Consider the following 23,488-nt stretch of genomic DNA (forward strand, 5'->3'; position numbering starts at 1 on the left):
TGTTAAGTTGTTTTTTAAGGTTGATTGATTTAGAAAACAGCATAGTCGACCCGCCGTCCGGAGCAGCCTCATGACAGTTAAACAGATGCGTGCCTTTCTCGCCGTGGCCCAGAGCCTGAGTTTTGCCGCCGCCTGCGAGCGCCTGCACCTTTCCCAATCGGCGCTGAGCCTGACCATCAAGGGGCTGGAGGAGGGCTTGGGCGGTCGTTTGTTCAGCCGCAATACGCGTAACGTTGCGCTGACGCCTGAAGGTGAGTCGTTGCTGCCCCTGGCGCGTCGCTTGATTGCGGATTGGGACAACGCCGAGGATGAACTACGCCAGCGTTTTACCTTGCAGCGCGGCCGGGTGACGGTGGCGGCGATGCCGTCGTTTGCGGGCAATTTACTGCCGCCGATCCTGAAGATATTTCGCGCACGTTACCCTCAGGTGAATGTGACGGTGCATGACCTGATCAACGAGCAGGTGCTGGAGATGGTCCGCGACCGTCAGGTGGAGTTGGGCGTGGCGTTCGAACCGTCCGAAGGTTCGTCATTGGCCTTCACGCCGTTGTACCTGGACCGGTTTATTGCGGTGGTGCCGGGGGATTCACCGTTGGCCCAGCGTGCCGAAATCGACTGGAAAACCTTGCTGGAACAGCCGTTCATTACCTTGCAGCGGCCTTCCACGGTAAGGGTAATGCTGGAGGAGCATCTGGGCGCGTTGCAGATGAAATTGCCGGTGGCGTTGGAAAGCCATCAACTGGCAACGGTGGGCAAGATGGTTGCCAATGGCCTGGGCGTCAGCGCGGTACCGGCATTGTGTGCACGGCAGATGGAGGAGGCGGGCGCCCATTGCATCACCTTGAGTGATCCGGTGATTGAGCGGCCGATTGGAGTGCTGACCAAACCTGGCCATGAGCTGTCGGCGGCGGCGCAGGTGTTGTTTGATATCTTTCGGGATGAAGCGGGGAAGGGCAGATTTCCAACCTTTTAAGCGCACCGCAAAACAACGGTGGGAGCTGGTAAACCAGCTCCCACCGTGAGTAAGTTGTACTTAGTAGTAACGGTCGATGACTTTAACTTGCGAGTTGTCTTTGAAAGACGACCAGGCATTGTTAAGTGTGTCGAATACGTGCTCGATAAAGTTCTGGTCGGCGGCTGCCTTCTTGCCGACATAACCCTGGCCGCGGCGGTACATCTTCAGGCGCGCCGCCAGTTCACGGTTGTTTTTATCGAACTCTTCCTCAAGGGTATGGGGCGCCACGCAGTCGATATGGACTTGACCCGATTTTTCGACCCACAAGATATGGTCGTCGAGTGTGTCTTTCTGCGCTGCGAACATCTCAGCCAATTCATCGATAGTGGGTTGGTTGTTCAGATTCATGTGTAAGCCCCTTGACCAGTTGGCGATCTATCAGTTGATTCCGTTAAAACTGCTTAGTTGTCTCCGGCGTGGAAAACCGGGCGTCAGTGAGGGTCTGCCGAATACGGGCAGGGTCTTGAACCTGATGCATGTAGTCTTGCTGATGAACTGCTACGCAATGGTTTCATAACGAAGACAAGCAGCGTTTGAGCTCCTTGTACCGATCCTTACAGGCCGGTCAGCTTCATCAATCTGCCTTGTGGGCAGTGCACATCCGGAAAAAACAGCTCGGCGGTCAGACGAGCTTGTTCAAAACGCTTGTTACCAACGCTCCCGATCCGGGAGACGTCTCGATAATGCAAGGACAAAAAGGTTACGTCAATGATTATGTAGTGATTTTTTTAGAGCACTACATAAATCGTAGTGGGGACGGGAGAATGCAGGAAAACGTGACTTGGGCGTCATTTTTTGTGCGGTTGGTCGAAGGGCCGGGGCGGTCGATTCAGCGATGGATTCCCTGTGGGAGCTGGTTTGCCTGCGATGGCCATAGGTATCGACACAACTTTTTCACGGGTTGAGTACTGTGGTTGACGCGGGGCCGCTGGGTACATATCCGTTATTTGGATCACGGCTGCTATGGGGTCCGCCCTTGCGGCGGGTCACTTTTGGAAAAGAGCCCGGAATGCCGGCCCAGCCAAAAGTAACCAAAAGGGCTCTTGCCCCACCACTCGGCACCTCACCTAGGCTCGGTGTGCCCGCACGCAGGCTTGGTTAACGGGGCGCCTCAGATCAAGCTCAAAAGCAGATCAAAAGCAAAGCTGAGGCGGCCTGACAGCCAGCCTGATCTCTGAAGCTGAACTCAATCAAATGTGGGATCGGGCTTGCCCGCGAAGGCGTCGGCTCAGCAAACATTGATGTTGACTGACCCACCGCTTTCGCGGGGATGTGGCGGCCTTTCAACGTTGTGTCGATACTATGCTGCGATGGCGGTGTATCAGTCAGCAAATGCTTGCCTGACACACCGCCATCGCAGGCAAGCCAGCTCCCATATTTTTGATTTGCGGCGTTCTTACAGTCCCAGTCGCTCGACCAGCAACGGCAACAGCCGCTCGCATGAGGCCTCGACCTTCACCTGCAACAGCTCATCCCCGCGCGTTTTGCCCAGGTTGATGGCAATGACCGGTTTGCCTTGCTCCACCATCGCCTTGCACAGGCGAAAAGCCGAATAGGCCATCAGCGAGGAGCCCACCACCAGTAAACCCTCAGCGTTCTGCACCGCAGCCATGGCCTTGGCCGCCGTCGCCTGGGCGACGTTTTCACCAAAAAATACCACGTCCGGTTTCAACCGTTGGCCGTTGCAGTGCGGGCAGTGCGGGACTTGGAAGCGCTCCTCAAACGCGCGATCAAGCAGCGTATCGCCATCGGGTGCCTGCACGGCATCGACGCCGGCCAGGTACGGGTTCTGGTCTTCCATCACCCGTTGGATCACATCGCGCTCGCTGCGCTGCTGACAATCGAGGCACAGCACCCGGTGCAGGCTGCCGTGCAGTTCGATCACATCATGGCTGCCGGCCTGGTCATGCAAGGTATCGACGTTCTGCGTGATCAGCCCACTGATGCGCTCGCGTTGCTGCAGCGTTGCCAGCGCCAGATGCGCCTTGTTCGGCTGTGCAATGCGCACTCGTGGCCAACCCAGCATCGCCCTTGCCCAGTAACGACGCCGCGCGTGTGGGGTGGCCAGGAACTCCTGGTACATCATCGGCGCCTTGCCCCGGCGCACGCCTTCGCTGTCGCGATAATCCGGGATGCCCGAGGATGTGCTGATCCCCGCACCGGTCAAGACCAAAAAGCGCCGTTCAGTCATCGCCCGGTGCAGGGTGTCGAGGTGGTCCTCTTGGTGTTCCAGCGTGTCGAGCATGGGTTCCCCTATTCGCCGCGGATGTACTGCTCCAGTTGCTTGATCAGGTCAGCCTGTTCGGCAATGGCTTCTTTCACCAAGTCACCAATGGACAGCAGGCCGATCAGCTTGCCATCTTCGACCACGGGCAAGTGGCGCAGGTGACCGTCCGTCATGATGTTCATGCACTTTTCGACACTCTGGTGCTTGTCGACCGTGATGACCGGCGAACTCATGATTTCACTCACGGCCGTTGTCGCGGAAGAGCGGCCCTTGAGGATCAGCTTGCGCGCGTAGTCGCGCTCACTGATCACCCCCACGACCTTACCTTCGTCCACAACCGGCAAGGCCCCGACGTTTTTGGCTGCCATCTGGATCAATGCCTCCATCACCGTCTGGTGCGACTTGATGGTGTGGACCTCCTGGTTTTTCTGGTCCTTGGCTTTGAGCACTTGTGCGACGGTTTTCATGGCGGCCACTCCGGTGTTGTTGTTAGGTAGTCAGCAGGTCCTCTACAGAATCCTAGACGGCCCACGCCGGAACAAGGCCCAAAGCGGCATTAAACCCGTCGAAAAACGTCATTCTCTGGATTTATTCAACGTTTACCCGGCGTTTGTCGGTTTTTTTGCCCGCTTGGGCGTGCCTGTCGCCTTGCGGGGTGCGGCCTTGCGTTTGTTTTTCCACGGCGTGGCGCCTCGGACAGCGGGGCTGGCCGGGCCGGTGATGGTCATGCGCATGCCATTGCAGCGCGCCACTTGTTTACTCATCCACGCCGCCTGCTTGGCGACGAACTCCTCCAGGCTCATTTCACCGCTCTGCACCATGTCCAGCGCCTGTTCCCAAATCGCGGTGGTACCCGGGTCGGCGATGGCGCGTGGCACTGCGTCGATCAGGCTGAACGCCGCCGCAGTAGCTGACAGCGCCTTGCCGTTCTTCACCAGATAACCCCTGTCCAATAGGCCTTGGATGATACCGGCGCGCGTCGCTTCGGTACCGATGCCGGTGGTGTCCTTGAGTTTTTGCTTGAGCAGCGGGTCTTCCACCAGTTTGGCGACGTTTTTCATCGCCTTGATCAAGTCGCCTTCGGTGAACGGCTTGGGCGGCTGCGTCCACAGGTCCTTGAGGTTGACCTTGGCCACCGTGTAATCCTGGCCCTGAATCAGCGTCGGCAAGGCTTGCGGCGCGGGTGCCTCGCGCCCCTTTGCCGGTGCCAGCGCTTCGGGCAAGGCGCGTTTCCAGCCTGGTTCGATGATGACTTTGCCCACCGCACGCAAGGCTTGGCCGGCGCAGTCGAAATCCGCCTGGGTGCGATCGTATTCATGGTTGGGCAGGAACTGCGCCAGGTAGCGCGCGCGAATCAGGGTGTAGACCGCGCGATGTTTGCCGGTGAGCTGCCCGACGTCCTTGCCGGCGCCTGTAGGAATGATGCCGTGGTGCGCGCTGACTTTGGCGTCGTTCCACGCCCGCGAACGGCGCTGGGCATCAATATGCGGCATCAGCTCGTTCACCGCCGCATCCGCGCGGCCCAGCGCGGCGAGGATTTTCGGCGCGTCACTGTGCTGGCTTAACGGCAGGTAGCCGCAATCGCTGCGCGGGTAGGTGATGACCTTTTGGGTTTCATAGAGCGATTGGGCGATATCCAGAGTTTCTTGGGCGCCGAGCCCGAGTTTCTTGGAGCAGATTTCCTGCAGGGTGCCGAGGTCGAAGGGCAGGGGCGCCACCTCGCGCATGCGTTCGGTACGCAGCTTCACCAGCCGCGCGGTGGCAGCGTTGCGCATGGCGTCGGCAGCGTCGCGAGCCAGCTGCGGGTTAAGGCAGCGGCCCTGGTCGTCACAGGCATCCTCCATGGCGCGCCATTGGGCGGTGAAGGTCATACGCTCAAGGCGCAGGTCCACATCGATGGCCCAGTAAGCCACCGGCACAAAGTCGGCGATGCTGCGGTCGCGGTCCACCACCAGGCGCAAGGTTGGGGTTTGCACCCGACCCACCGGCAGCACGCCTTGATAGCCGGATTGGCGCCCGAGCAGGGTGAACAGGCGGCTCATGTTCATGCCGATCAGCCAGTCGGCGCGGGAACGGCCCAGGGCCGAGTGGTACAGGCTGAAGGTTTCGGCGCCCGGTTTGAGCGCGGCGAGGGCCTTGCGGATGGACGCGTCATCCAGCGCCGACAGCCACAGCCGCTGGATCGGGCCGCGATAACGGCAATGCTCCACCAGCTCACGGGCGATCATCTCGCCCTCACGGTCGGCGTCGGTGGCGATCACCAGTTCCTGGGCTTCGCCCAGCAAACGCTTGACCGCCTTGAACTGGCTGGCGGTCTTGGGCTTGACCTGCATCTTCCATTTTTCCGGAACGATGGGCAGGTCGGCCAGCACCCAGCGTTTGTATTTGGCGTCGTACGCATCGGGCGGGGCGGTTTCCAGCAGGTGGCCGATGCACCAGGTGACTGTGACGCCATTACCCACCCAGCAACCGTCGCCGCGCCGGCTGGCGCCGAGCACGGCCGCGATATCTTTGGCCTGGGAGGGTTTTTCACAGAGGTACAGCCGCATGGTCATCACATCAGATCAGGTTGATGCCTTGCAGGATGCTGAGTCAGAAGGATTTGAGCAACCATTATCTGTATGGATGTACAGCTTTAAGTTTCAAGCTACAAGCTGCAAGTAGAGGCCGATCAGCTCCTACTTGCCGCTTGCAGCTTGCCCCTTGAAGCTGACTCAGTTGTTATCGATGTCCACATGCCGAGTTTCTTTGAGGCAGAACAACCCCACGATCAAACTCACCCCGGTCACCACCACGGGGTACCACAGGCCATAGAAAATATCGCCGGTGTACACCACCAAGGCAAACGACACAGTCGGCAGGAACCCGCCAAACCAACCGTTACCGATGTGGTAAGGCAGCGACATCGAGGTGTAGCGGATGCGCGTCGGGAACAGTTCCACCATCAGTGCCGCCAGTGGGCCGTAGCACATGGCGGCGATCAGGATCAGCACCACGATCAGTACCACCACCATCACCTTGTTGACCTGAGCCACATCCGCTGAAGTCGGGTAGCCGGCCAATGTCACTGCGCCGCGCAGGGCCGCTTCGTCGAAACCGTCGATGCGCACATCACCCACGCTCACCTGCACTGGGCTGCCCGCTGGCGCTGCGCTGCTGCTGTACGGCAGGCCTTGCTTGACCAGGAAGGTCTTGACCTTGTCGCAGGGGCTGTCAAACCGCGCCTTGCCCACCGGGTCGAACTGGAAGGTGCACGTGGCCGGGTCCGCCAGTACAGTTATCGGTGCCTGACGGCTGGCCTGGTCCATCGCCGGGTTGGTGTAGTGCGCCAGGCCCTTGAAGATCGGGAAGTACAGCGCGGTCGCCAGCAGCAGGCCGAGCATCAGCACCGGCTTGCGACCGACCTTGTCCGACAGCCAGCCAAACAGAATAAAGAACGGCGCGCCGATCACCACGCTGATGATCAACAGCATGTTGGCCAGGGCCGGGTCCATCCTCAGGAATTGGGTGAGGAAGAACAGCACATAGAACTGCGCCGCGTAGAAAGTCACCGCTTGCCCACCGTTGATGCTGAACAGTGCAATCAGCACCACCTTGAGGTTTTCCCATTTGCCGAAAGACTCGCGGATCGGCGACTTGCTGGCCTTGCCTTCCTCTTTCATTTTCAAGAAAGCCGGCGACTCATGCAGGCTCATGCGGATCCAGGTGGAAATGCCCAGCAGCACGATGGAAAACAGGAACGGAATGCGCCAGCCCCAGACTTCGAATTGGTCGCCGGTGAAGTAGCGGCAGGCCAGCACCACCAGCAACGACAGCAACAGGCCGAGGGTGGCGGTGGATTGAATCCAGCTGGTGTGCAAGCCGCGTTTGCCGGCCGGCGCGTGTTCGGCCACATAAGTGGCTGCACCGCCGTATTCACCGCCCAACGCCAGGCCTTGCAGCATACGCAGCACGATCAGGATGACCGGCGCGGCAATGCCAATGCTGGCGTAGGTCGGCAACAGCCCGACACAGAACGTGGCCACGCCCATCAGGATGATGGTGACGAGAAAGGTGTACTTGCGCCCGATCATGTCGCCCAGGCGGCCGAACACCAGCGCGCCGAACGGGCGCACCACAAAGCCGGCCGCAAAGGCCATCAAGGCAAAGATAAACGCCGTGGTGTCGTTGACCCCAGCAAAGAATTGCTTGCTGATCACCGCCGCCAGGGCGCCGTAGAGGAAAAAGTCATACCACTCGAACACCGTCCCCAGGGACGAGGCGAAGATGACTTTTCTTGATTCGCTGCCGGTGCTCGCGCTGACGGCCGAGCCCAGGGGTTGAGCATGTTCTGACATTGGGTAACCCTCACAGTGATTATTTATTGTTGTTCCACTGTCGGCGCCGGGTGCGGCGCCGCTATTCAGATTGCATGAACCGTTTCTTTCTGCGGGGCGAGGCTCCTTGTGTTCGGCGAAAGAATCAACTGCGCGGCTTTCTCCGCAATCATCAGTGTCGGTGAGCAGGTGTTGCCGGACGTGATGCGTGGCATCACCGAGGCATCGGCGATACGCAGGCCCGGCACGCCATGCACGCGCAGTTGGGCATCGACCACCGCGTCTTTGTCGCTGCCCATGCGGCAGGTGCCCACCGGATGGAAGATCGTCGTGCCGATACGCGCGGCGGCTTCGTGCAGTTGCTCTTCGGTTTGCAGTGAATCGCCCGGCAGGTATTCCACCGGTTTGAATTGGCTCAAGGCGGGTGCGGCCACGATGCGCCGAGTCAGGCGGATCGCATCGGCAGCGACTCGCAGATCTTCCGGATGGCTGAGGTAGTTGGGCCGAATCAACGGTGCATCCGCCGGGTTGGCGGAGCGAATATCGATACGGCCACGGCTTTGTGGGCGCAGGTCGCAGACCGAAGCGGTAAACGCCGGGAACGCGTGCAAAGGTTCGCCAAAGCGCTCCAGGGACAACGGCTGCACATGGTATTCAAGGTTGGCCGAGGTCTGTTCCGGGCCGGAGCGGGCAAACGCGCCGAGCTGGCTGGGCGCCATCGACAGCGGGCCGCTGCGGTCATACAGGTAGCGCAGGCCCATGCCCATCTTGCCCCACACGGTGCCCGCGATCTGGTTCAGGGTGCGCGCGTTTTCCAGTTTGTAGATCAGCCGCAATTGCAGGTGATCCTGCAGGTTGCCGCCCACGCCCGGCAGTTCGTGCACCACGTCGATGCCCAACGGCTTGAGCACGTTGGAGGGGCCGATCCCTGAGCGTTGGAGGATGCCCGGCGAGCCCACGGAACCGGCGCACAGCACGATTTCCTTGCGCGCTTTCCAGCTCATCTGTTGGCCGTTTTGACGCCCGAGCACGGTGCAGGCGCGGCCGTTTTCCAGCACCACGCGGTCCACTTCGACGTCGGTCAGCACGGTCAGGTTGGGCCGCTGGCGGATCGGCTTGAGAAACGCCTTGGCCGCGTTCCAACGCACTCCGGCCTTCTGGTTGACTTGGAAGTAGCCGCAGCCTTCGTTATCGCCCCTGTTGAAGTCGCTGATCGGCGCGATACCGCTTTGCGCCGCCGCGTCGCGAAAGGCATCCAGGATCGGCCAGTGCAGGCGCTGTTGCTCAACGCGCCACTCGCCGCCATCGCTGTGAAATTCCGAGCTGCCGGCAAAATGGTTTTCGCTCTGCTTGAACAACGGCAGCACATCGTTCCAGGCCCAACCCGGGTTGCCCTGGGCCGCCCAACCGTCGTAATCCTGGGCCTGGCCGCGCATATAGATCATGCCGTTGATCGACGAACAGCCGCCCAGCACCTTGCCGCGTGGGTAACTCAGCGCACGGCCTTGCAGGCCTTCCTGGGCTTCGGTCTTGAAGCACCAGTCGGTGCGCGGGTTACCGATGCAGAACAGGTAGCCGACGGGGATATGGATCCAGGGGTAATTGTCGCGGCCACCGGCTTCGAGTAGCAGCACGCGATGGGCGGGGTTGGCGGACAGTCGATTGGCCAGCAAGCAGCCTGCGGGGCCGGCGCCTACTACCACGTAATCGTATTCAGCAGCTGCAATGGGCATCTGAGGTCTCGCTTGTTTTTCTTATTGGCCCCATCCTAGTTGTTAGTTTTCGTCTTAAAAATGTTAGTTTTTACCCAGCTGCTGTGCGTTTTTAAACAGCGCGGCTCAGGCTCTCGCATTGGAGGCGACATGTTCGACTGGAATGACCTGCGGTTTTTTCTCGAGTTGCAACGCAGCGGCCGCTTGATCACCGCCGCGCAGCGCCTGAAGACCACCCACGCCACTGTGGCCAGGCATATCGAGGCCATCGAGAAGAGCCTCGGCACTGCGCTGTTCGTGCAGCACGCTCAGGGCTATGAGCTGACGCCCTCTGGCGAAGCCCTGCTCAAGCACGCCGAAGCCATGGAAAACGTCGCGCTGCTGGCTGAAGACGAACTCACTCATTCCGCTGCGCCGCTGGGCAAGATTCGCCTCGGTGTGGCCGAAGGTTTGGGTGTGATGTTCCTCGCCGGTCGCATGGGCGGGTTGTTCGACCGTTACCCGGGCTTGGAAGTGGAACTGGTGGCTGTGCCGCGCTTTGTCAGCATCCTCAACCGCGAAGCGGAAATCAGCATCCACCTGGAACGGCCCAGCGTCGACCAGTTGGTCACGCGCAAACTCACCGATTACCGCCTGGCGCTCTACGCCAGCCGCGCCTATCTGGAGCGCAACCCGCCCATCGAGAAACGTGAAGACCTCGCCGTGCATGCGTGGATCGATTATGTGGATGACTTGCTGTTCAGCCAGGAATTGAAGTTCCTTAGCAGCTTCTGCCGCAACCCCAAGGTGGTGTTTCACAGCACTAGCGTGATTGCCCAGCACCAGGCGGCGCGTTCGGGGTTGGGCATCGCTGTGTTGCCGTGCTTTATGGCGGCGGGTGACCCGGATTTGGTGGCATTGCTGCCGGGAGAGGGGATTGAGCGTAGCTACTGGATCAGCTCGCGCCGGGAGCTGCACAAGTCGGTGCGGTTGCGGGTGTTGTGGGATTACGTGGTGGAGTTGTGCGCGCGCGAGCAGAGGTTGCTGCTGGGCGAATCTCACTGAGTAGGCCGGATCAAAAATGTGGGAGTGGGCTTGCTCCCACAATTTTGACCGAGTTCAACTGCCAGCGCCGCAGTGCTCTGCTTTTCTGTGGGCGCTGGCTTGCCTGCGATGGCATCAACGGTGTGTCACTGATAGACCGAGGTGCCTGTATCGCAGGCAAGCCAGCTCCCACATGGGCTCTGCGTTTACAGGACCCAAGGGGGCTCACTTACCTTAAAGCTTCACCACCTGATGCACCTGCTCGGCACACGCCCGGGCTTCGTCAATCATCTTGCCAAACGCCTCACTGGCGAGTTCAGCATGGGTCAGCCAGCGCTTCTTCTGGCTTAGGCGATAGTGATAGCGCAGCCCGTCATCGGTAAGTTTTCCGTCCAGGTCCAGGTCATACCACGGTGAGCGCACCTGGCAGCCTTGGATCGCCTTGTCCATCTTCCCGCCGGTCAGCGTGAGGGTGAAGTCGATGGTTTCGGGATTGCCCAGGTACAGGTCCGCCTGCTGCCCGTGGCGGCGGTAGTTGATGAAACCGTCCCATCGGCCTTTCAACGACTGGTCGGTATAGACGTAGTCGTTCCCCAGTTTTTCCAGGGCGCGCTGGTCGTTCATTTTTGCGCTGATGGTGTAGCCGTCGTGCATCACAAACGTGGTGGGTTGGCGGGTGACGTGGCAGTCGCTGATTTCGTTACCGAAGTTGGCGCAGATATCTTGGTCGGTGGCGGTGCTACCTTGTTGGCGGTCGGCGACGCTCAGTTGCATCATGGGGAAGCGGCTGAAGGTGATGCTGGCCTGTGTGGCGCCATTGCCTTGTTTGTCGTAATGCACCTGCTTGTTCATGCGCTGGGTGATTTCGGGCCGTTCCAGTGGGATGTGTTCTTCACGTACCTGGCTTTGGGGGTCATTGACCAGCACCCAGCGGTCCTGGATGTCGGGCAAGGTCTGGCCGGGGGCGAAGACTGGGTTGGTCGGGTCGAGCCACCAGACCTCGCCACCGACTTCGGCGCGCACAATCGCGTGATTCGGCGCGTTGGTGCCGGGGATCAACAATGCATCGACCCTCTCGCCGCGACTGACCCAGGCTGTTTCGGCCTTGATGCCGCTGGCCTTGAGCATCGCGGTCAGCAAGATCGCCAGGTCTTTGCAGTCGCCATAACCATGCTGCTCGATTTCGTCCAGGTTAAACGGCACATAGCCGCGCTCGGTGGCGCGCCAGTCGCCTAGGTAGCGGTAGTGATCGTTGATGTGCTGCATCATCGCGGCGACCTGTTCCGTCGGCGCCAGGCTGCGTGCGGCGACCACTGCGGCGGCTGCTTGCGCAGGCAGGTTGGCAGCGAGGATCTGGTTGTAGCGCTGGGCAAAATCACCGAAATACGCCTGGCGATCGAGGGCGCTGCCCACTTCCAGACGCGGGATGCGCAACAGCGTGGCGTTGGAGGCTTCGTTGGTGTAGTTGAGGTAGGCCGGGGCTTTTTGCACCACGTCGAGGGTCTTGCCGTTGGCCGACGCGGTTACCGTGAAATCGTCGAACAGTTCGCTGCGCCACTGGATCGGCCGTTCGGCGGTAAAGCGTGCCTTGACGTGGTCGCGACGGACGACGCTGGGGCCAAACGAGAGGACATAGTGAAACTGAGTCATCAGCGGCTTGGCGGCGCGATGTTCGCGCACGGTGTACCGAATCTGTGTGCCCACGCGCAGGTTCGGGAAGGCCAGGGAGGTCTGCTTGTCGCGGCGAAAGCCCTGGTCGGGATTGGGCGCCGTGCGCGTGTCGATTTGCTTGGCGTCCAGGTTTACCGGCTTGGCACCGGGCTGGGTGGACTGCGCGCTGATCACTTCAAAGGTATCGCCTTCGGAGTAATCGAAATCGATGCGTGAGAGCATTTCGCGGCCGGTGGGCGCGAGGATTGTGTAGTGATAGGTGGTGGTGCAGTCGGTGCTTGCGTCCCGGTTGAAGTGGCAGTGCAGCTCAGTGTCGCTGGCCAGCGGGGCTTCGGCCGTGGGTTGCAAAGCAGCGGATGCGCAATGGGTAGCAAGCCCAAGACTGATGGCAATCAAAGGGCGGTAAGACGAAAAGCGGTACATTCGGGCCTCGCAGGATGCATTGAAATAACCGTCCGGCGGGTAGTAGAAGCGCCGGACGTTATGGATCATAACGACTAAGGACAGGGTTGCTTTAGAAGTTAATTTGTCCAAATGCACCGAGCTAGAGGCATTCTCCTAAGTTTTTGCGCTCAAATTCGCAGTTCGAACTCGGCGCTGGCGAGCTTCTCGCCGTTGACCAACACATGCACCCAATGCGTGCCGGGGTAGTGCTTGCGGGTGGTCAGTTCACGAATGTGTTGTTCGCGGCGAATGCTCTGATGCTCGCCCGCGCCGAGGGTAAATGCCTTGAGTTTGAACACTTTGGCCGCGCTATGACCGGCGCTTTTTACGTAGTCGACGGCGTAGTCCACCACCAGTTTTTGCGCGGTGGCAGCGGTGGATTCGAGGCTGAACGAGAGGCTGATGCGCTCGCCCAGGTTGATCACCGCCGGGGTGACGGCCAGGTGATGAATCTTCACCTCGGCCTTGGCCCCGGCGCCCATGAGCGTCAACGCGCGGGTGTTGCCTTGTTTGATCAGGCTGCGCAGCGCATGGCGGGCAATCCACGCAGTGTGCGGGTTATCCAGGTGCCAGCCTTCGATCAGGCTGAGCACCCAGCCTGGGTCATCCTTGGTGATGTCGTTGAGGTGGTTGGCCACCGACTTGCGTACGTACAGGCTGCTGTCAGCCTTGAGGTTATTCAGGATCGACGCGCACAGCGCGGGGTTGGCCTGCACTTGGGCCAGGCGAAAGGACCACGGCAGGCGAGGGCGCGAGCCTTCACTGGCCAGGCGGCGCACGTGATCGTTGGCATCCAGCGACCATTCCTGCATCACCGCCAAGGTGCGCTCGAAGTCGTGCAGCAAGAAGTGGCGGATGGCAAATTCGGCAGAGCCAAACGTGGTGAAGTACTTGAGCGCGGCCATGGAGCGCTTGAAGTCACCCAGGCCGTAACTCGCCACGTAGTGCGGCAGGAACAGACAGACAAAGGCGCTGTTCAGGCGCGGCGCCAGGGCGTAAAGCAGCTTGAGGGTTTGCGCGTAGCCCAGTGGGATCACCGCATGCAGGCTTTCGCTGACCCGCGCCATGCGCTGCATCACCGACAACTCGGCAAGCCCCACCTTCGCGTGCTTGAGAAAGCCCTTGGCATCGAACGCCGGGTATACCGCCGACATCTCGACGGCGATGTGTTGCAGGCGTTCGACGTTGAAGATTTCCTTGAGGGCTGGGGCGCTCTGCTCGGTCATGGGTGGGGCTCGGTCATCGGTGGTTCCAGGGGTTAGAGAAACCAGCGGTATTCCCGCGCGTTGATCTCTTGTTGAAAGGCCAGGTGGTCCTGGCGTTTGTTCTCGCAATACACGTCGACAAATTCTGCGCCCAGCTTATCGCGCAATATCGGTTGATGTTGCATGGCGCGTACGGCCTCGAGCATTTCCACGGGGAAATCGGTGCCGCTGAGGCGGTCTTCGTTCAGGGGGGCGATAGGTTCTTGCTTGGCTTCAAGGCCATGCTCAAGCCCTGCCAGAATCGCCGCCAGTACCAGATACGGATTGGCATCGGCACTGGCCAGGCGGTGCTCGATGCGCAGGTTGCGCGGGTCGGACTCAGGGATGCGCACGCACGCATCGCGGTCTTCAAAGCCCCAGCTGGCGCGGGTTGCGGCGTTGACCGTGCCACCCAGACGGCGGAAGGCGTTGTGGTTGGGCGAGAAGATCGGCATGCAATGCGCCAGCAATTCCAGGCAGCCGGCCACCGCATGGCGCAGCGGTTGCTGCTGGTGCGCGGCGAGCAAATTATTACCCGCCGCGTCGTAGAGGCTGACATGCACATGCATGCCGCTGCCGGGGTATTGGAGGTAGGGTTTGGCCATGAAGCTGGCGCGGTAACCGTGCTTGAGTGCAACGCCACGGGTGCTGCGGCAGAACAGGGCGGCCCAGTCGGCGGCGCGCAGGCCGTCTTCGAGGTGGCCGAAGTTGATTTCGAACTGGCCGGGACCGATTTCGGCAGTGATCACCGTGATGTCGATGCCCTGGTCCTTGGCGGTTTGTGCCATGTCGTCGAGCACCTCGCTGAAGCGCGACAACCGTTCGATGTGCAGGTTGGGTTGGTCGTCGGCGTCATCGCTCAGCGGGTCGCGGGCGAATTGCGGCAGGCCGTTGTCGAGCTTCTTATCGAACAGGTAAAACTCCAGCTCAAAGGCCACCACCGGATGAATGCCTTTGTGCTGCAAGCGCTCCAGCACCTTGGCCAGCACTTCGCGAGGTTCGAATTCGATCGGCGCTTCGGTGCCATCCGAGGTGATCAACATCTGCCCCAGCGGCTGCGACTCCCAGCTCACCGGCTTGAGCGTGCCCGGCACCAAGCGCCGGTTGGCATCCGGGTCGCCGTCGTGAAAGCAATAGTCACCAATCTTGAACAGCCCACCCTGCGCCCCGAGCAGCACGGCGTTTTGCGGCAGCTTCAGCGGGCTGCCGGCGGCGACCTTTTCGAGCATGTCCACCGGGTAGCGCTTGCCGTAGAAATGCCCGGGAATGTCCAGGGCGATCAGGTCGACGTAACGCACGTCGGGGTGGTTCTGGCGAAAGGTCCGTACTTCGGCCAGCAACGTGGAAGACTGGTTTTTCACGGGGGTTGCTCCTAGTTGTAAACCCATAGTACGCGGGCGGGCAGATCAGTCAGGTTGGCGTAGCGGCAATGCGCGAAACTGGCCAGGTGGAAGCTGTCGCCAGGGCCGAGGGTGACCGAATCCGGCTCGCCTTCCACCCACAGCGTCAACTCGCCCTCCAGCACAAAACCGGCCTGCTCGGCGCGGTCGCTCATGGTGTGTTCACCACTGTTGGCACCGGGCGCGAGCAAGCTGTCGAGCATCGAAAAGGCGCCGTTCATGCTGGGCGAGACGAGGATGTCGGTGATGCCATTGGCGTAATACACCGTGCGCCGTTCGTTGGGGCGGGTGACCCAATCCACCGCCTTGGGTTTGGGCAGGCTGTAGAAGTAGGTGGTGGGCACATCGAGGGCGTGGCTGATGGCGGTCAGGTCGGCCACGGTGGGGCGCGACAGGCCGCGTTCGACCTGGGAAAGGAAGCCCACCGAGCGCTCGATTTTTTGCGCGAGTTGCGCCAGGGTGAGTCTCTTGTGCTTGCGCAGGTCGTGGATCAGCACGGCCAGGGCGTCAAGTTCTTGTTGTTGGTTCATGAAATTTATATCAAGAAATTTCATGAAAAATTACATGATTAATTTCATGGGGGCAATGGGCATGCAGTTGGAGCAGCATTTATTCGCCTTGGAACAGGCGCTGCAGCAATGCACCACCCGCTCGGATACGGAGCGATTGGCGCAGTTGCTGGCACACGATTTCGTTGAGTTTGGCGCCAGTGGCAATGTCTGGGGCAGCAAGGCCGAGGTGATTGCCGGGTTGAAGGACGAGGTGTTTTCGGCACGGCGCATGACTGAGTTCGCCGTGAAGTTGCTCGGGCAGGGACTGGCGCTGGTGACTTATCGCTGCCATCGCGAAGGCGTAGGGGACTCGTTGCGCAGTTCAGTGTGGCGCGAGGAGGAGGGGCAGTGGCGGATGGTGTTCCACCAAGGCACACCAGCGGCAGCTCCCTCGCCACAGAGGGGGCGATGAAAATCTTGAAAGGAGTTGGCTGAATGATTCCGTGCGTCCGCGGTCGGAACCTGGGTACGCACCATTCATTGAAGGAGCACCCATGAAGTCTAAAACCCTAGCCGCTTGCCTGCTGCTCACCGCCGGCCTGTCCACCGCCAGCTTTGTCGTGCAGGCCGGTGATACCCCGCAAGAAACCGTGCCGCCTTCAAGCATCAACGCCCGTGATTTGAAAGAAGGCGACCGTGCCCCGGATATGCTGATGCGCAAGGAGTCGGCGGTCAGCGATTGGAAAAAGCGCGGTTTGAAGCAGCCTGAAGCAGACAGCCAATGGGCCCGTGTGGGTGACAAGTTTGTGCTGCTCAAGACCACCAACGGCACCATTCTCGAGATCACCCCCGTCAAGAAATGACCGGTCTTTTTTCCTGGCGCTTGCGTTAAGGTAACGCGCAACACTGGTCGCGTTACCTTCAAAGAGCGAGAGCAGGATGCTTGCCACAATAAGAAGTTACCCTCGCACCGTGAACCTGTTGCTGTGCGCCACGTTGCTGCTGACGCTGGCCAAGGCGATTACCTTTCCGTACCTGGTGATTTACCTCACCCGTCACTTCAACCTCGACATTACCCAAGTTGGCCTGGTGATCGGCAGTTCATTGATCGTCGGCTCATTGCTCAGCGTGTACGGCGGTTTCCTGGTCGACCGCGTCAACAGTTACCGGCTGCTGCTCGGCTTGAGTGCGCTGTTTGTACTGGGGTTTGTCGGCACGCTAGTGGCCGATGATATCTGGCTGTTCTACAGCTGCCTGATCCTGATCAACCTGGCTTATGCCGTTATCGACATTGCCGTCAAAGCCGGCTTTGCCAGCTTGCTGGCGGAAGACGCGCGCAGCGAAGTGTTTTCCATCAAGTACACCCTGACCAATATCGGCTATGCCGTCGGCCCGTTTTTTGGCGCGATGGTGGCCAAGCTCGATATCAGCCTGCCGTTCATGCTCTCGGCGCTGCTGGGGGCGGGTTTTTTCCTGCTGTACTGGCGTTGGGGCGATCGCACGCTGGCTACCGTCGATGCCACGCAAAAAACGCTGGCGTTTCTCGCCGTCGGCCGCGTGCTGCTGCGGGACCATCGGCTGGTGTGCTTCACGCTTGGCGGCTTGCTCAGTGCCGTGGTGTTCAGCCAGTTCACTGCCTACCTGTCGCAGTACCTGGTGACGACCACCACCGCGGAATATACCTACACCGTGATCAGCGCCGTGCTCACCACCAACGCCGCGCTGGTGATTGCCTTGCAGTACGTGATTGGCCGGCGCATCTCGCACCGTTATCTGAGCCAATGGCTGATCGCCGGCCTGGGCATGTTCATGTTGGGGGTGATCGGGTTTGCCCTGGCCACCAGCGTGCTGTGGTGGGTGCTGGCGATGGCGGTGTTTACAGTGGGGGAGATCATCGTGTTCCCAGCTGAGTACATGTTTATCGACCGAATCGCCCCGGACCACCTGCGGGGCATGTATTACGGCGCGCAGAACCTGTCCAACCTAGGGGCAGCGTTGGGGCCGGTGTTGTGTGGGCTGGTGCTGGCCAGCCTGCCGGCCCACTCCATGTTCTACATGTTGGGGGCGTTTATCGTCGGGGGCGGGGTGTTTTACTTCATTGGAGCGTCGTTGAAACCACGACCAACGCGGTCATGACGCCGAAGGCGACATTGGCAGGTCTTCCAGGGTCAGATGCCCCATGGTGTTGCTCTGTAGCTCATAGCGCAGTTCTTCCACCATCTTTTCCACTGCGTGGGTGGACTGCAACTTGTTCACGCTGATGCCCGTCACCACCAAGTCGACCCGGCCGCTCTGGGCATCGAACACCTTTAAGGTCAACGAGGCGTCACGGCACAGGGTGAATTCACAGGTCAGGGGCAACAGCGCTTCTTCGATGCAGTTGCGCAGTTGGGAGAGGGTAAACATGTGCCCAGCCTCCTCAACGACGACGCAGCAACAAGCCCACCAACAGGCCGATACCGGCGACGACGGCCACGGTAGCCAGTGGTTTGTGCTTGGCAAAATCACTCACAGTGTCGAGCGCGTCGCCGTAGGTTTGCTGCAACTGGCCGGCGGCCTGGCGGGCAACCCCTTCGGCTTGCAACTGCTCATCACCGGTCAGGTCGCCGAGAAAACCCTGGGCCTTGCCCGTGACTTTCTCCACGGCGCCTTTGACTTGTTCGCTTTTCATGGTGCATTCCTTCAAGAGGTCAAATCATCACGGCACAGGGCCCAAGGCCCTGTGCCCACTCTTCAAGGTTAAGCACCGCGTCATGCGCAAATAAGGCGAATTTGCACTGGTTGCACTAGTGCATTTGCACTCTATTTCTTGCTTTTGACCCGCAATTCACCGGCAAACAACCCGCGTTCACGGGCCCAAACGATGGCTGCGCTGCGGCTGTGCACCCCCAGCTTGGAGTACACCGTGGCCACATGGTTACGCACGGTGTTGGGCGCCAGTTTCAGGCGCGAGGCGATCTCCTTGTCGGCCAGGCCTTCGCAGATCAAACCCAGCACATCGCGCTCACGGGCGGTCAGGTCGGTGAAGGCCACGTTCGGCAGGTTGGGGCTGTTGTTGACGCTCTTGGCGTTGGCCAATTTCTCGATCAGGGTCTGGCTGAACCACGAGGCGTCCTGCATCACTTCCTCAATGGCCGCCACCAGTTCCAGCTCCGAGCGTTTGCGTTCGGTGATGTTCATCATCACCAGCAGGTAACAGGGCACATCCTCGATCAGCACCGTGTCGGCCCAGACCACGCAGTCGATCACCTCGTTGCCTTTCTTACGCACCTTTAGGTCCTGGCCGTCGAGGTTGCCGGCTTTTTCCAGGGTGGCGAACAGCTGTGCAAAGGCCTGGGCGCTGTCGATGAAGTTGATGTCCTCGACGGCTTTGCCGATCAGCTCTTCGCTGATAAAACCGGTGATGTTCATGAACGCTTCGTTGATATCCACCACCTGCCGGTTGGCCGCGCTGCACACCAAGGTTGGCACCGGCGTCAGGCGGAAAGATTTGGCGAAGCGTTCCTCACTTTGGCGCAAGGCAATTTCCGCTTTGCGCCGCGGTTCCAGGTCGGTGAAGGAAAACAGCATGCAGTCTTCCTCGTTCATGTCCAACGGCTGGCCCGCGACGATCACCAGTTTGCTTCCGCCTTCGGGCAGGCGCAGCTCGGCCTGCATCTGCGGGATGGTCGCGCCTTCGCTCAGGCGCTGGATGGCCAGGTCCTTACGCTCGGCCTGTTCCAGTACATCCAGTTCATACACCGAGCGGCCGATGACCTGATCGCGGTTGTAGCCGGTCATCTCTAAAAAACCCTGGTTGACCTTGATGTAGCGCAGGTCGCTCAAGCGGCAGATCACGGCGGGCGCCGGGTTGGCATTGAAGGTTTTCTCGAAGCGCTGCTCGGCGCTGGCCCATTCGGTGGCGTCGCTGAGGATCAGCACCAACAGTTCCGGCTCACCGTGAGCGTCGGTCAGCACCAGGCTGCGCAAGCGGTGGACCCAGCTGCGGTCTTCGCCGGTGGTGGGGGTGACTTCAACCACCACATCGCTGAATTCTTCACCGGCCGCCACCCGGCTGAGCGGGTAGCTGTCCAGCGCTAAAGGATGGTTGTTGCGGTAACGCAGGGCGAAACGCTTGGCATATTCCGCAGTATTGGCACCGAGCGCCTCGACGTCGCAGATCCCGTGCATGGTCAACGCGGCTTCATTGGCCCAGAGGATGGTCTGGTCGACTTCGGCCAGTATCACGCCGTCGGACAGCCCGGAGATGATCTGCTGCAATTGGCGGCGGTTGGTTTCTTTGGCGAGGACATCCTGGCTCATGGTTTCTCCCGGTAGACGGCACATGGGGGTACGACACCCGGGGTTGAGGATAGTGCAGAGAATGTGCGCATTAGGAAGTGCGAATGCACCAGTTGAACTGGTGCATTTGGGCCACGACTGAACGTATGTCCTTTCGCCACACTCCCAACCATCAAGGCATTTTGCCTTGCTCTCATAACGTGTGAAGGACCTCTGTATGACTACTGTCTATGAAACCAATCGTTCGCTGTTTCGTGTGTCCTGGAGTTCGGTACTGGCCGGTAGTGCAATTGCACTGGTGACCTACCTGGTGCTGAGTGTGCTGGGTACGGCCATCGGCGCGAGTGCCGTCGACCCGATGAAAGCGGGTAACCCGCTGAGCGGTTTCGGCACCGGCGCCGGGATCTGGTTGTTTGTGTCGACGCTGATCGCCATCGGCGTGGGTGCCTTCGTGGCCGGGCGCACCGCACCTGACCGCGGCGGCCTGCACGGCGTATTGACCTGGACCGTCACCACCTTGCTCACCACCTGGCTGCTGGCGGGTTTGGCCGCCAGCGTGGTCGGTACCGCCGGCAACGTGGTGGGCAAAGGTTTGTCCGCTGCCGGTAGCGGCATCGCGGCGGCTGCGCCGGGCATTGGTAACAGCGTCAAACAACAGTTGAACGAGCAAGGCATCCAGCTGGACTGGAACAGCCTGCAAGGTGAACTGGATACCCTGCTCAAGCAAAGCGGCAAGCCTGAGTTGGACCCGGCCAACGTTGAACAGAAGGCTGACCAGGCGGGCGCCGAGGGCAAGCAAGCGGCTACTGCTGCGGCGACCGATCCTGCCCAGGCCGGCGATGCGTTGAAGCAATGGTTTGAACGCGTCAAAGCGTCCGGTGAGCCAGCGCTGAATGCCGCTGACAAAGACGCACTGGTCAACATCGTTGCCGCCCGCACCGGCAAGAGCAAGGAGGAGGCCACTCAGATCGTTGACAACTATGCCCAAGCTTATGAGCAGGCCATGCAGAAAGTGGCCGAGCTGAAACAACAGGCTGAACAGAAAGCCCGTGAAGCCGGTGAAGTGGCGGCCAAGCAACTGTCCCGTGCTGCCTGGAGCACCCTGGCGATGTTGTTGTTGGGCGCAGCGCTGAGCTTCTTTGTCGGTCGTATGGCACTGACTAACCGTCGCGTGCCGTTGGCTTGATAAGTCTGGTTTGATAAACCGGGAGGGGCGGCAAGGAGGCCGCTTTTCCTTTTCTCCACCTGCCTCAATGAATGCGTAAAATGTCGGCTTTTTACGCGAATCACGCAAAGGTGCCCCTTGAGCGCAGGCAAAGCCGTCGGATTGTTATTACTCACCTCCATGCTGGCGGCGTGCGGTACTTCGCCGCCACGCACGCCTAATGACATCTGCGGCATCTTCCGCGAAAAGGACGACTGGTACGACGCCGCCAAGGTCACGCAAAAGCGTTGGGGCGTGCCGATCCAAGTGCCGTTCGCCATCATGTATCAGGAGTCCGGCTTCCGTCAGGATGCCTTGGCGCCACGCAAATACCTGCTATGGATCATCCCCTGGGGCCGCGTTTCTACCGCTGCCGGCTACGCCCAGGCCAAGGATGAAGTGTGGAACGACTACCGCAAAAGCACCGGCCGCAGCGGCGCCAGCCGCCAGGACTTCGACGACGCCATCGACTTTGTCGGCTGGTACATGGACAAGACCTACACCGTCAACGGCGTGTACAAATACGATGCCTACGGCCAGTACTTGAACTACCACGAAGGTTGGGGCGGCTACCGCCAGCGCACCTATGCGGCTAAAGCCTGGCTGCCGCCGGTGGCGAGCAAAGTGCAGGCGCGGTCGCAGCTGTATGCAGCGCAATATGCGCGGTGCAAGGATGATTTGGGGCGCGGGTTTTGGAGCCGGTTCTGGCGTTGGTTATAAAGGGTTGCCCCGCCCCCTGTGGCGAGCCCGCTCGCCACAGGGGGGGGTGTTTTTTGATCGCTCCCGCACTTGCCAAACCTACCCAATTCTGGGAAAACCCCAGCCTTTACGCATTCAAAGAGCCCCCTATGAGCAACGACGAACCGCAGGTCACCGACCTGCGCCAGGGCACCGGCAAAACCGTGGTCAAAGGCGCGCTGATCACCACCCAATACACCGGCACTCTGGAAGACGGCACAGTGTTCGATTCTTCCTGGGAACGCGGCAAGCCGTTCCAATGTGTGATCGGCACCGGGCGGGTGATCAAGGGGTGGGACCAGGGGCTGATGGGCATGCAGGTCGGCGGCGTACGCACGCTGTTTGTGCCTGCGCACCTGGCCTACGGTGAGCGCTCGATGGGCGCGCATATCAAGCCCAACAGCAATTTGCGCTTTGAAATTGAGTTGTTGGAAGTGCTGACGCGGGACGACTGACGTGCTTCGGCGCAAGGAGGCTGTATGGACTTGATTCAAGCGATACGCGACAGCTGGAGCTGGGTGGGTATCGACCCCGTCGAGGTGGTGGGCACCACAGCCTTTGGCAACGTGATGCTTAAGGATACGCAGGGCCGCTATTGGCGGCTGTGCCCAGAAGGGCTTTATTGCGAGGTGATCGCGCAGACGCGTGCGGCCTTGGATGAGGTCTCCAAGGATCAGACCTTTCTGCACGACTGGTATTTGCAGCCGATGGTGGCGCAGGCCGAAGAAGTGCTGGGGCCGTTGGCGCCCGGCCAGGTTTACCACTTCGTTATTTCGCCGGTATTGGGCGGCGAGTACGCCATCGACAATGTGCGTCAACTGGATCATGTCGAGCAGGTTCGGTTCTGTGGTGATCTTGCGCTTGAGATCAAGGATTTGCCTGACGGCGCGCACGTGACGCTCAGGATTGTTGACTAGTCATTCGAAAGGACATCACCTCATGGATGTGGTTTGTGACCCTGAACTTCCTCTAAGCGCCGCGCCGGATATCCGGGTGGTGCCGCTCACTTTGGCCGATGAGGCCGAGTTGCAGCACTTCTTCGAGCAGGCCCCCGACTACTTCATCGCGGTCAACGGCGAACCCGCGACGCCTACTGAAGCGCGTGAAGAGTTGCAGGGTGACCTGCCCGCAGGCTGGAGCTGCAGTCGCCTGTACTGGCTGGGTTACCGCGATGCTGCGGGTCAATTGGTCGCCGTGGTAAATATCGCCGCCGACTTGCTTGCAGCCGGGGTGTGGCATATCGGGCTGTTGCTGGTGCATACGCGCTTGCATGGCAGCGGGCTGGCGCGGCGGCTGCATACCGAACTTGAGGCGTGGGCCCTGGGCAAAGGCGCCCAGTGGTTGCGGCTGACGGTGGTGGTCGGCAATGCCAAGGCGGAGCGTTTCTGGCCCAAACTTGGGTATGTGCAGGTGCGTACGCGGGAGGGGATTACGATGGGGCGGCAGGTCAATACGGTGTCGATTCAGGTCAAGGCGTTGGCAGGTGGCCGGATTGATGAATACCTGGAAAGGGTCGAGCGGGATCGACCGGGTACGCCGTAACCGCGGATGTACACCGCTTACTGTGGGAGCTGGCTTGTCGGGTCGCCGCACCGCTGCGATGCAGACACCTCGGTGTGTCAGGCATAACCAGTTGATGCCATCGCCGCGATGCGGCGACCCGACGTGCCGGCTCCCAGATTGTTTCTTTGGTGTTTCCAGAAAAACAGTTCCTGAACTTAC

Annotated in this window: 23 protein-coding genes; 10 read left to right on the plus strand and 13 right to left on the minus strand. The window is 60.3% G+C overall.

Going from position 1 to position 23,488, the window contains the following annotated elements:
• Positions 1-70 precede the first annotated feature (70 nt).
• A complete protein-coding gene (locus tag K0P33_RS12350) occupies positions 71-973 on the plus strand; it encodes a LysR family transcriptional regulator (RefSeq protein ID WP_094952387.1) in 903 nt (300 codons plus the stop codon).
• Positions 974-1,033: 60 nt separating this feature from the next.
• Here the strand turns inward: K0P33_RS12350 and K0P33_RS12355 are convergent, their stop codons facing one another.
• From K0P33_RS12355 to K0P33_RS12380, 6 genes are all read right to left on the minus strand, one after another.
• Positions 1,034-1,363: a hypothetical protein gene (locus K0P33_RS12355; protein WP_094952388.1), complete on the minus strand. Its 330-nt coding sequence runs from the start codon at positions 1,361-1,363 to the stop codon at positions 1,034-1,036.
• A gap of 1,048 nt (positions 1,364-2,411) precedes the next feature.
• Positions 2,412-3,260, minus strand: a complete 849-nt coding sequence (locus tag K0P33_RS12360) for an NAD-dependent protein deacetylase (protein ID WP_242155453.1) — start codon at positions 3,258-3,260, stop codon at positions 2,412-2,414.
• Positions 3,261-3,268: 8 nt separating this feature from the next.
• Positions 3,269-3,709 carry a CBS domain-containing protein gene (locus K0P33_RS12365; protein ID WP_094952389.1) on the minus strand — a complete coding sequence of 147 codons (441 nt, stop codon included), beginning with the start codon at positions 3,707-3,709 and terminating at the stop codon, positions 3,269-3,271.
• A 132-nt stretch (positions 3,710-3,841) separates the two neighbouring features.
• Positions 3,842-5,791 (minus strand): DNA topoisomerase III, encoded by a 1,950-nt coding sequence (locus tag K0P33_RS12370; protein ID WP_242156034.1) that lies wholly within the window; start codon positions 5,789-5,791, stop codon positions 3,842-3,844.
• Between the two features lie 165 nt (positions 5,792-5,956).
• Entirely contained in the window at positions 5,957-7,579 is a 1,623-nt protein-coding gene (locus tag K0P33_RS12375) for an MFS transporter (protein ID WP_094952390.1), read from the minus strand.
• Between the two features lie 65 nt (positions 7,580-7,644).
• The gene (locus tag K0P33_RS12380) at positions 7,645-9,291 is read right to left on the minus strand and encodes a GMC family oxidoreductase (RefSeq protein ID WP_242155455.1); all 1,647 of its coding nucleotides are present in this window, start codon (positions 9,289-9,291) and stop codon (positions 7,645-7,647) included.
• Between the two features lie 129 nt (positions 9,292-9,420).
• On the opposite strand from K0P33_RS12380, the gene K0P33_RS12385 reads away from it, so the two are divergent.
• A complete protein-coding gene (locus K0P33_RS12385; protein WP_242155457.1) occupies positions 9,421-10,314 on the plus strand; it encodes a LysR family transcriptional regulator in 894 nt (297 codons plus the stop codon).
• A 213-nt stretch (positions 10,315-10,527) separates the two neighbouring features.
• Here K0P33_RS12385 and K0P33_RS12390 read toward each other — a convergent pair whose 3' ends face one another.
• The 4 genes from K0P33_RS12390 to K0P33_RS12405 all read right to left on the minus strand — a co-directional run bounded on the left by K0P33_RS12390 (position 10,528) and on the right by K0P33_RS12405 (position 15,582).
• Complete coding sequence (locus K0P33_RS12390; RefSeq protein WP_242156035.1) at positions 10,528-12,387, minus strand: DUF3857 domain-containing transglutaminase family protein; 1,860 nt, start codon at positions 12,385-12,387, stop codon at positions 10,528-10,530.
• Between the two features lie 149 nt (positions 12,388-12,536).
• Positions 12,537-13,634 carry a DNA alkylation repair protein gene (locus K0P33_RS12395; RefSeq protein ID WP_242155459.1) on the minus strand — a complete coding sequence of 366 codons (1,098 nt, stop codon included), beginning with the start codon at positions 13,632-13,634 and terminating at the stop codon, positions 12,537-12,539.
• 32 nt (positions 13,635-13,666) lie between these two features.
• The gene (locus K0P33_RS12400) at positions 13,667-15,013 is read right to left on the minus strand and encodes a glutamine synthetase family protein (protein WP_094952394.1); all 1,347 of its coding nucleotides are present in this window, start codon (positions 15,011-15,013) and stop codon (positions 13,667-13,669) included.
• 11 nt (positions 15,014-15,024) lie between these two features.
• On the minus strand, positions 15,025-15,582 hold the full coding sequence (locus tag K0P33_RS12405) for an XRE family transcriptional regulator (RefSeq protein ID WP_242155461.1): 558 nt from the start codon (positions 15,580-15,582) through the stop codon (positions 15,025-15,027).
• Between the two features lie 22 nt (positions 15,583-15,604).
• Between K0P33_RS12405 and K0P33_RS12410 the strand changes: the two genes are divergently transcribed.
• The 3 genes from K0P33_RS12410 (at position 15,605) to K0P33_RS12420 (ending at position 17,679) form a co-directional block, all read left to right on the plus strand.
• Positions 15,605-16,015 carry a nuclear transport factor 2 family protein gene (locus K0P33_RS12410; protein ID WP_242155463.1) on the plus strand — a complete coding sequence of 137 codons (411 nt, stop codon included), beginning with the start codon at positions 15,605-15,607 and terminating at the stop codon, positions 16,013-16,015.
• Between the two features lie 82 nt (positions 16,016-16,097).
• On the plus strand, positions 16,098-16,406 hold the full coding sequence (locus K0P33_RS12415; RefSeq protein WP_094952396.1) for an RcnB family protein: 309 nt from the start codon (positions 16,098-16,100) through the stop codon (positions 16,404-16,406).
• A gap of 76 nt (positions 16,407-16,482) precedes the next feature.
• The gene (locus K0P33_RS12420; protein WP_242155465.1) at positions 16,483-17,679 is read left to right on the plus strand and encodes an MFS transporter; all 1,197 of its coding nucleotides are present in this window, start codon (positions 16,483-16,485) and stop codon (positions 17,677-17,679) included.
• On the opposite strand, the gene K0P33_RS12425 is transcribed toward K0P33_RS12420, so the two are convergent.
• From K0P33_RS12425 to K0P33_RS12435, 3 genes are all read right to left on the minus strand, one after another.
• Entirely contained in the window at positions 17,674-17,949 is a 276-nt protein-coding gene (locus K0P33_RS12425) for a DUF1652 domain-containing protein (protein WP_094952398.1), read from the minus strand. The genes K0P33_RS12420 and K0P33_RS12425 overlap by 6 nt on opposite strands.
• 13 nt (positions 17,950-17,962) lie before the next feature.
• Positions 17,963-18,214: a CsbD family protein gene (locus tag K0P33_RS12430; protein ID WP_094952399.1), complete on the minus strand. Its 252-nt coding sequence runs from the start codon at positions 18,212-18,214 to the stop codon at positions 17,963-17,965.
• A 131-nt stretch (positions 18,215-18,345) separates the two neighbouring features.
• Complete coding sequence (locus K0P33_RS12435) at positions 18,346-19,845, minus strand: helix-turn-helix transcriptional regulator (RefSeq protein ID WP_242155467.1); 1,500 nt, start codon at positions 19,843-19,845, stop codon at positions 18,346-18,348.
• 196 nt (positions 19,846-20,041) lie between these two features.
• Here K0P33_RS12435 and K0P33_RS12440 point away from each other — a divergent pair, with 196 nt between their 5' ends.
• From K0P33_RS12440 to K0P33_RS12460, 5 genes are all read left to right on the plus strand, one after another.
• Entirely contained in the window at positions 20,042-21,010 is a 969-nt protein-coding gene (locus tag K0P33_RS12440) for a hypothetical protein (RefSeq protein WP_094952401.1), read from the plus strand.
• 117 nt (positions 21,011-21,127) lie between these two features.
• Complete coding sequence (locus K0P33_RS12445) at positions 21,128-21,748, plus strand: hypothetical protein (protein WP_242155468.1); 621 nt, start codon at positions 21,128-21,130, stop codon at positions 21,746-21,748.
• 128 nt (positions 21,749-21,876) lie between these two features.
• The gene (locus K0P33_RS12450; RefSeq protein WP_242155469.1) at positions 21,877-22,221 is read left to right on the plus strand and encodes an FKBP-type peptidyl-prolyl cis-trans isomerase; all 345 of its coding nucleotides are present in this window, start codon (positions 21,877-21,879) and stop codon (positions 22,219-22,221) included.
• Positions 22,222-22,245: 24 nt separating this feature from the next.
• Positions 22,246-22,683, plus strand: coding sequence for a T6SS immunity protein Tdi1 domain-containing protein (locus tag K0P33_RS12455; protein WP_242155470.1), 438 nt, complete (start codon positions 22,246-22,248; stop codon positions 22,681-22,683).
• 22 nt (positions 22,684-22,705) lie between these two features.
• Positions 22,706-23,308 (plus strand): GNAT family N-acetyltransferase, encoded by a 603-nt coding sequence (locus K0P33_RS12460; protein ID WP_242155471.1) that lies wholly within the window; start codon positions 22,706-22,708, stop codon positions 23,306-23,308.
• The last annotated feature ends 180 nt before the right edge of the window (positions 23,309-23,488 follow it).

The organism is Pseudomonas sp. ArH3a, from assembly GCF_022648765.1.
Lineage (GTDB): Bacteria > Pseudomonadota > Gammaproteobacteria > Pseudomonadales > Pseudomonadaceae > Aquipseudomonas.

Excerpts from the sequence above, each read along its gene's own strand:
- K0P33_RS12350 (WP_094952387.1), top strand. The coding sequence starts at position 71 with ATGACAGTTAAACAGATGCGTGCCTTTCTCGCCGTGGCCCAGAGCCTG.
- K0P33_RS12355 (WP_094952388.1), bottom strand. The coding sequence starts at position 1,363 with ATGAATCTGAACAACCAACCCACTATCGATGAATTGGCTGAGATGTTC.
- K0P33_RS12360 (WP_242155453.1), bottom strand. The coding sequence starts at position 3,260 with ATGCTCGACACGCTGGAACACCAAGAGGACCACCTCGACACCCTGCAC.
- K0P33_RS12365 (WP_094952389.1), bottom strand. The coding sequence starts at position 3,709 with ATGAAAACCGTCGCACAAGTGCTCAAAGCCAAGGACCAGAAAAACCAG.
- K0P33_RS12370 (WP_242156034.1), bottom strand. The coding sequence starts at position 5,791 with ATGCGGCTGTACCTCTGTGAAAAACCCTCCCAGGCCAAAGATATCGCG.
- K0P33_RS12375 (WP_094952390.1), bottom strand. The coding sequence starts at position 7,579 with ATGTCAGAACATGCTCAACCCCTGGGCTCGGCCGTCAGCGCGAGCACC.
- K0P33_RS12380 (WP_242155455.1), bottom strand. The coding sequence starts at position 9,291 with ATGCCCATTGCAGCTGCTGAATACGATTACGTGGTAGTAGGCGCCGGC.
- K0P33_RS12385 (WP_242155457.1), top strand. The coding sequence starts at position 9,421 with ATGTTCGACTGGAATGACCTGCGGTTTTTTCTCGAGTTGCAACGCAGC.
- K0P33_RS12390 (WP_242156035.1), bottom strand. The coding sequence starts at position 12,387 with ATGTACCGCTTTTCGTCTTACCGCCCTTTGATTGCCATCAGTCTTGGG.
- K0P33_RS12395 (WP_242155459.1), bottom strand. The coding sequence starts at position 13,634 with ATGACCGAGCAGAGCGCCCCAGCCCTCAAGGAAATCTTCAACGTCGAA.
- K0P33_RS12405 (WP_242155461.1), bottom strand. The coding sequence starts at position 15,582 with ATGAACCAACAACAAGAACTTGACGCCCTGGCCGTGCTGATCCACGAC.
- K0P33_RS12410 (WP_242155463.1), top strand. The coding sequence starts at position 15,605 with ATGAAAAATTACATGATTAATTTCATGGGGGCAATGGGCATGCAGTTG.
- K0P33_RS12415 (WP_094952396.1), top strand. The coding sequence starts at position 16,098 with ATGAAGTCTAAAACCCTAGCCGCTTGCCTGCTGCTCACCGCCGGCCTG.
- K0P33_RS12420 (WP_242155465.1), top strand. The coding sequence starts at position 16,483 with ATGCTTGCCACAATAAGAAGTTACCCTCGCACCGTGAACCTGTTGCTG.
- K0P33_RS12425 (WP_094952398.1), bottom strand. The coding sequence starts at position 17,949 with ATGTTTACCCTCTCCCAACTGCGCAACTGCATCGAAGAAGCGCTGTTG.
- K0P33_RS12430 (WP_094952399.1), bottom strand. The coding sequence starts at position 18,214 with ATGAAAAGCGAACAAGTCAAAGGCGCCGTGGAGAAAGTCACGGGCAAG.
- K0P33_RS12435 (WP_242155467.1), bottom strand. The coding sequence starts at position 19,845 with ATGAGCCAGGATGTCCTCGCCAAAGAAACCAACCGCCGCCAATTGCAG.
- K0P33_RS12440 (WP_094952401.1), top strand. The coding sequence starts at position 20,042 with ATGACTACTGTCTATGAAACCAATCGTTCGCTGTTTCGTGTGTCCTGG.
- K0P33_RS12450 (WP_242155469.1), top strand. The coding sequence starts at position 21,877 with ATGAGCAACGACGAACCGCAGGTCACCGACCTGCGCCAGGGCACCGGC.
- K0P33_RS12455 (WP_242155470.1), top strand. The coding sequence starts at position 22,246 with ATGGACTTGATTCAAGCGATACGCGACAGCTGGAGCTGGGTGGGTATC.
- K0P33_RS12460 (WP_242155471.1), top strand. The coding sequence starts at position 22,706 with ATGGATGTGGTTTGTGACCCTGAACTTCCTCTAAGCGCCGCGCCGGAT.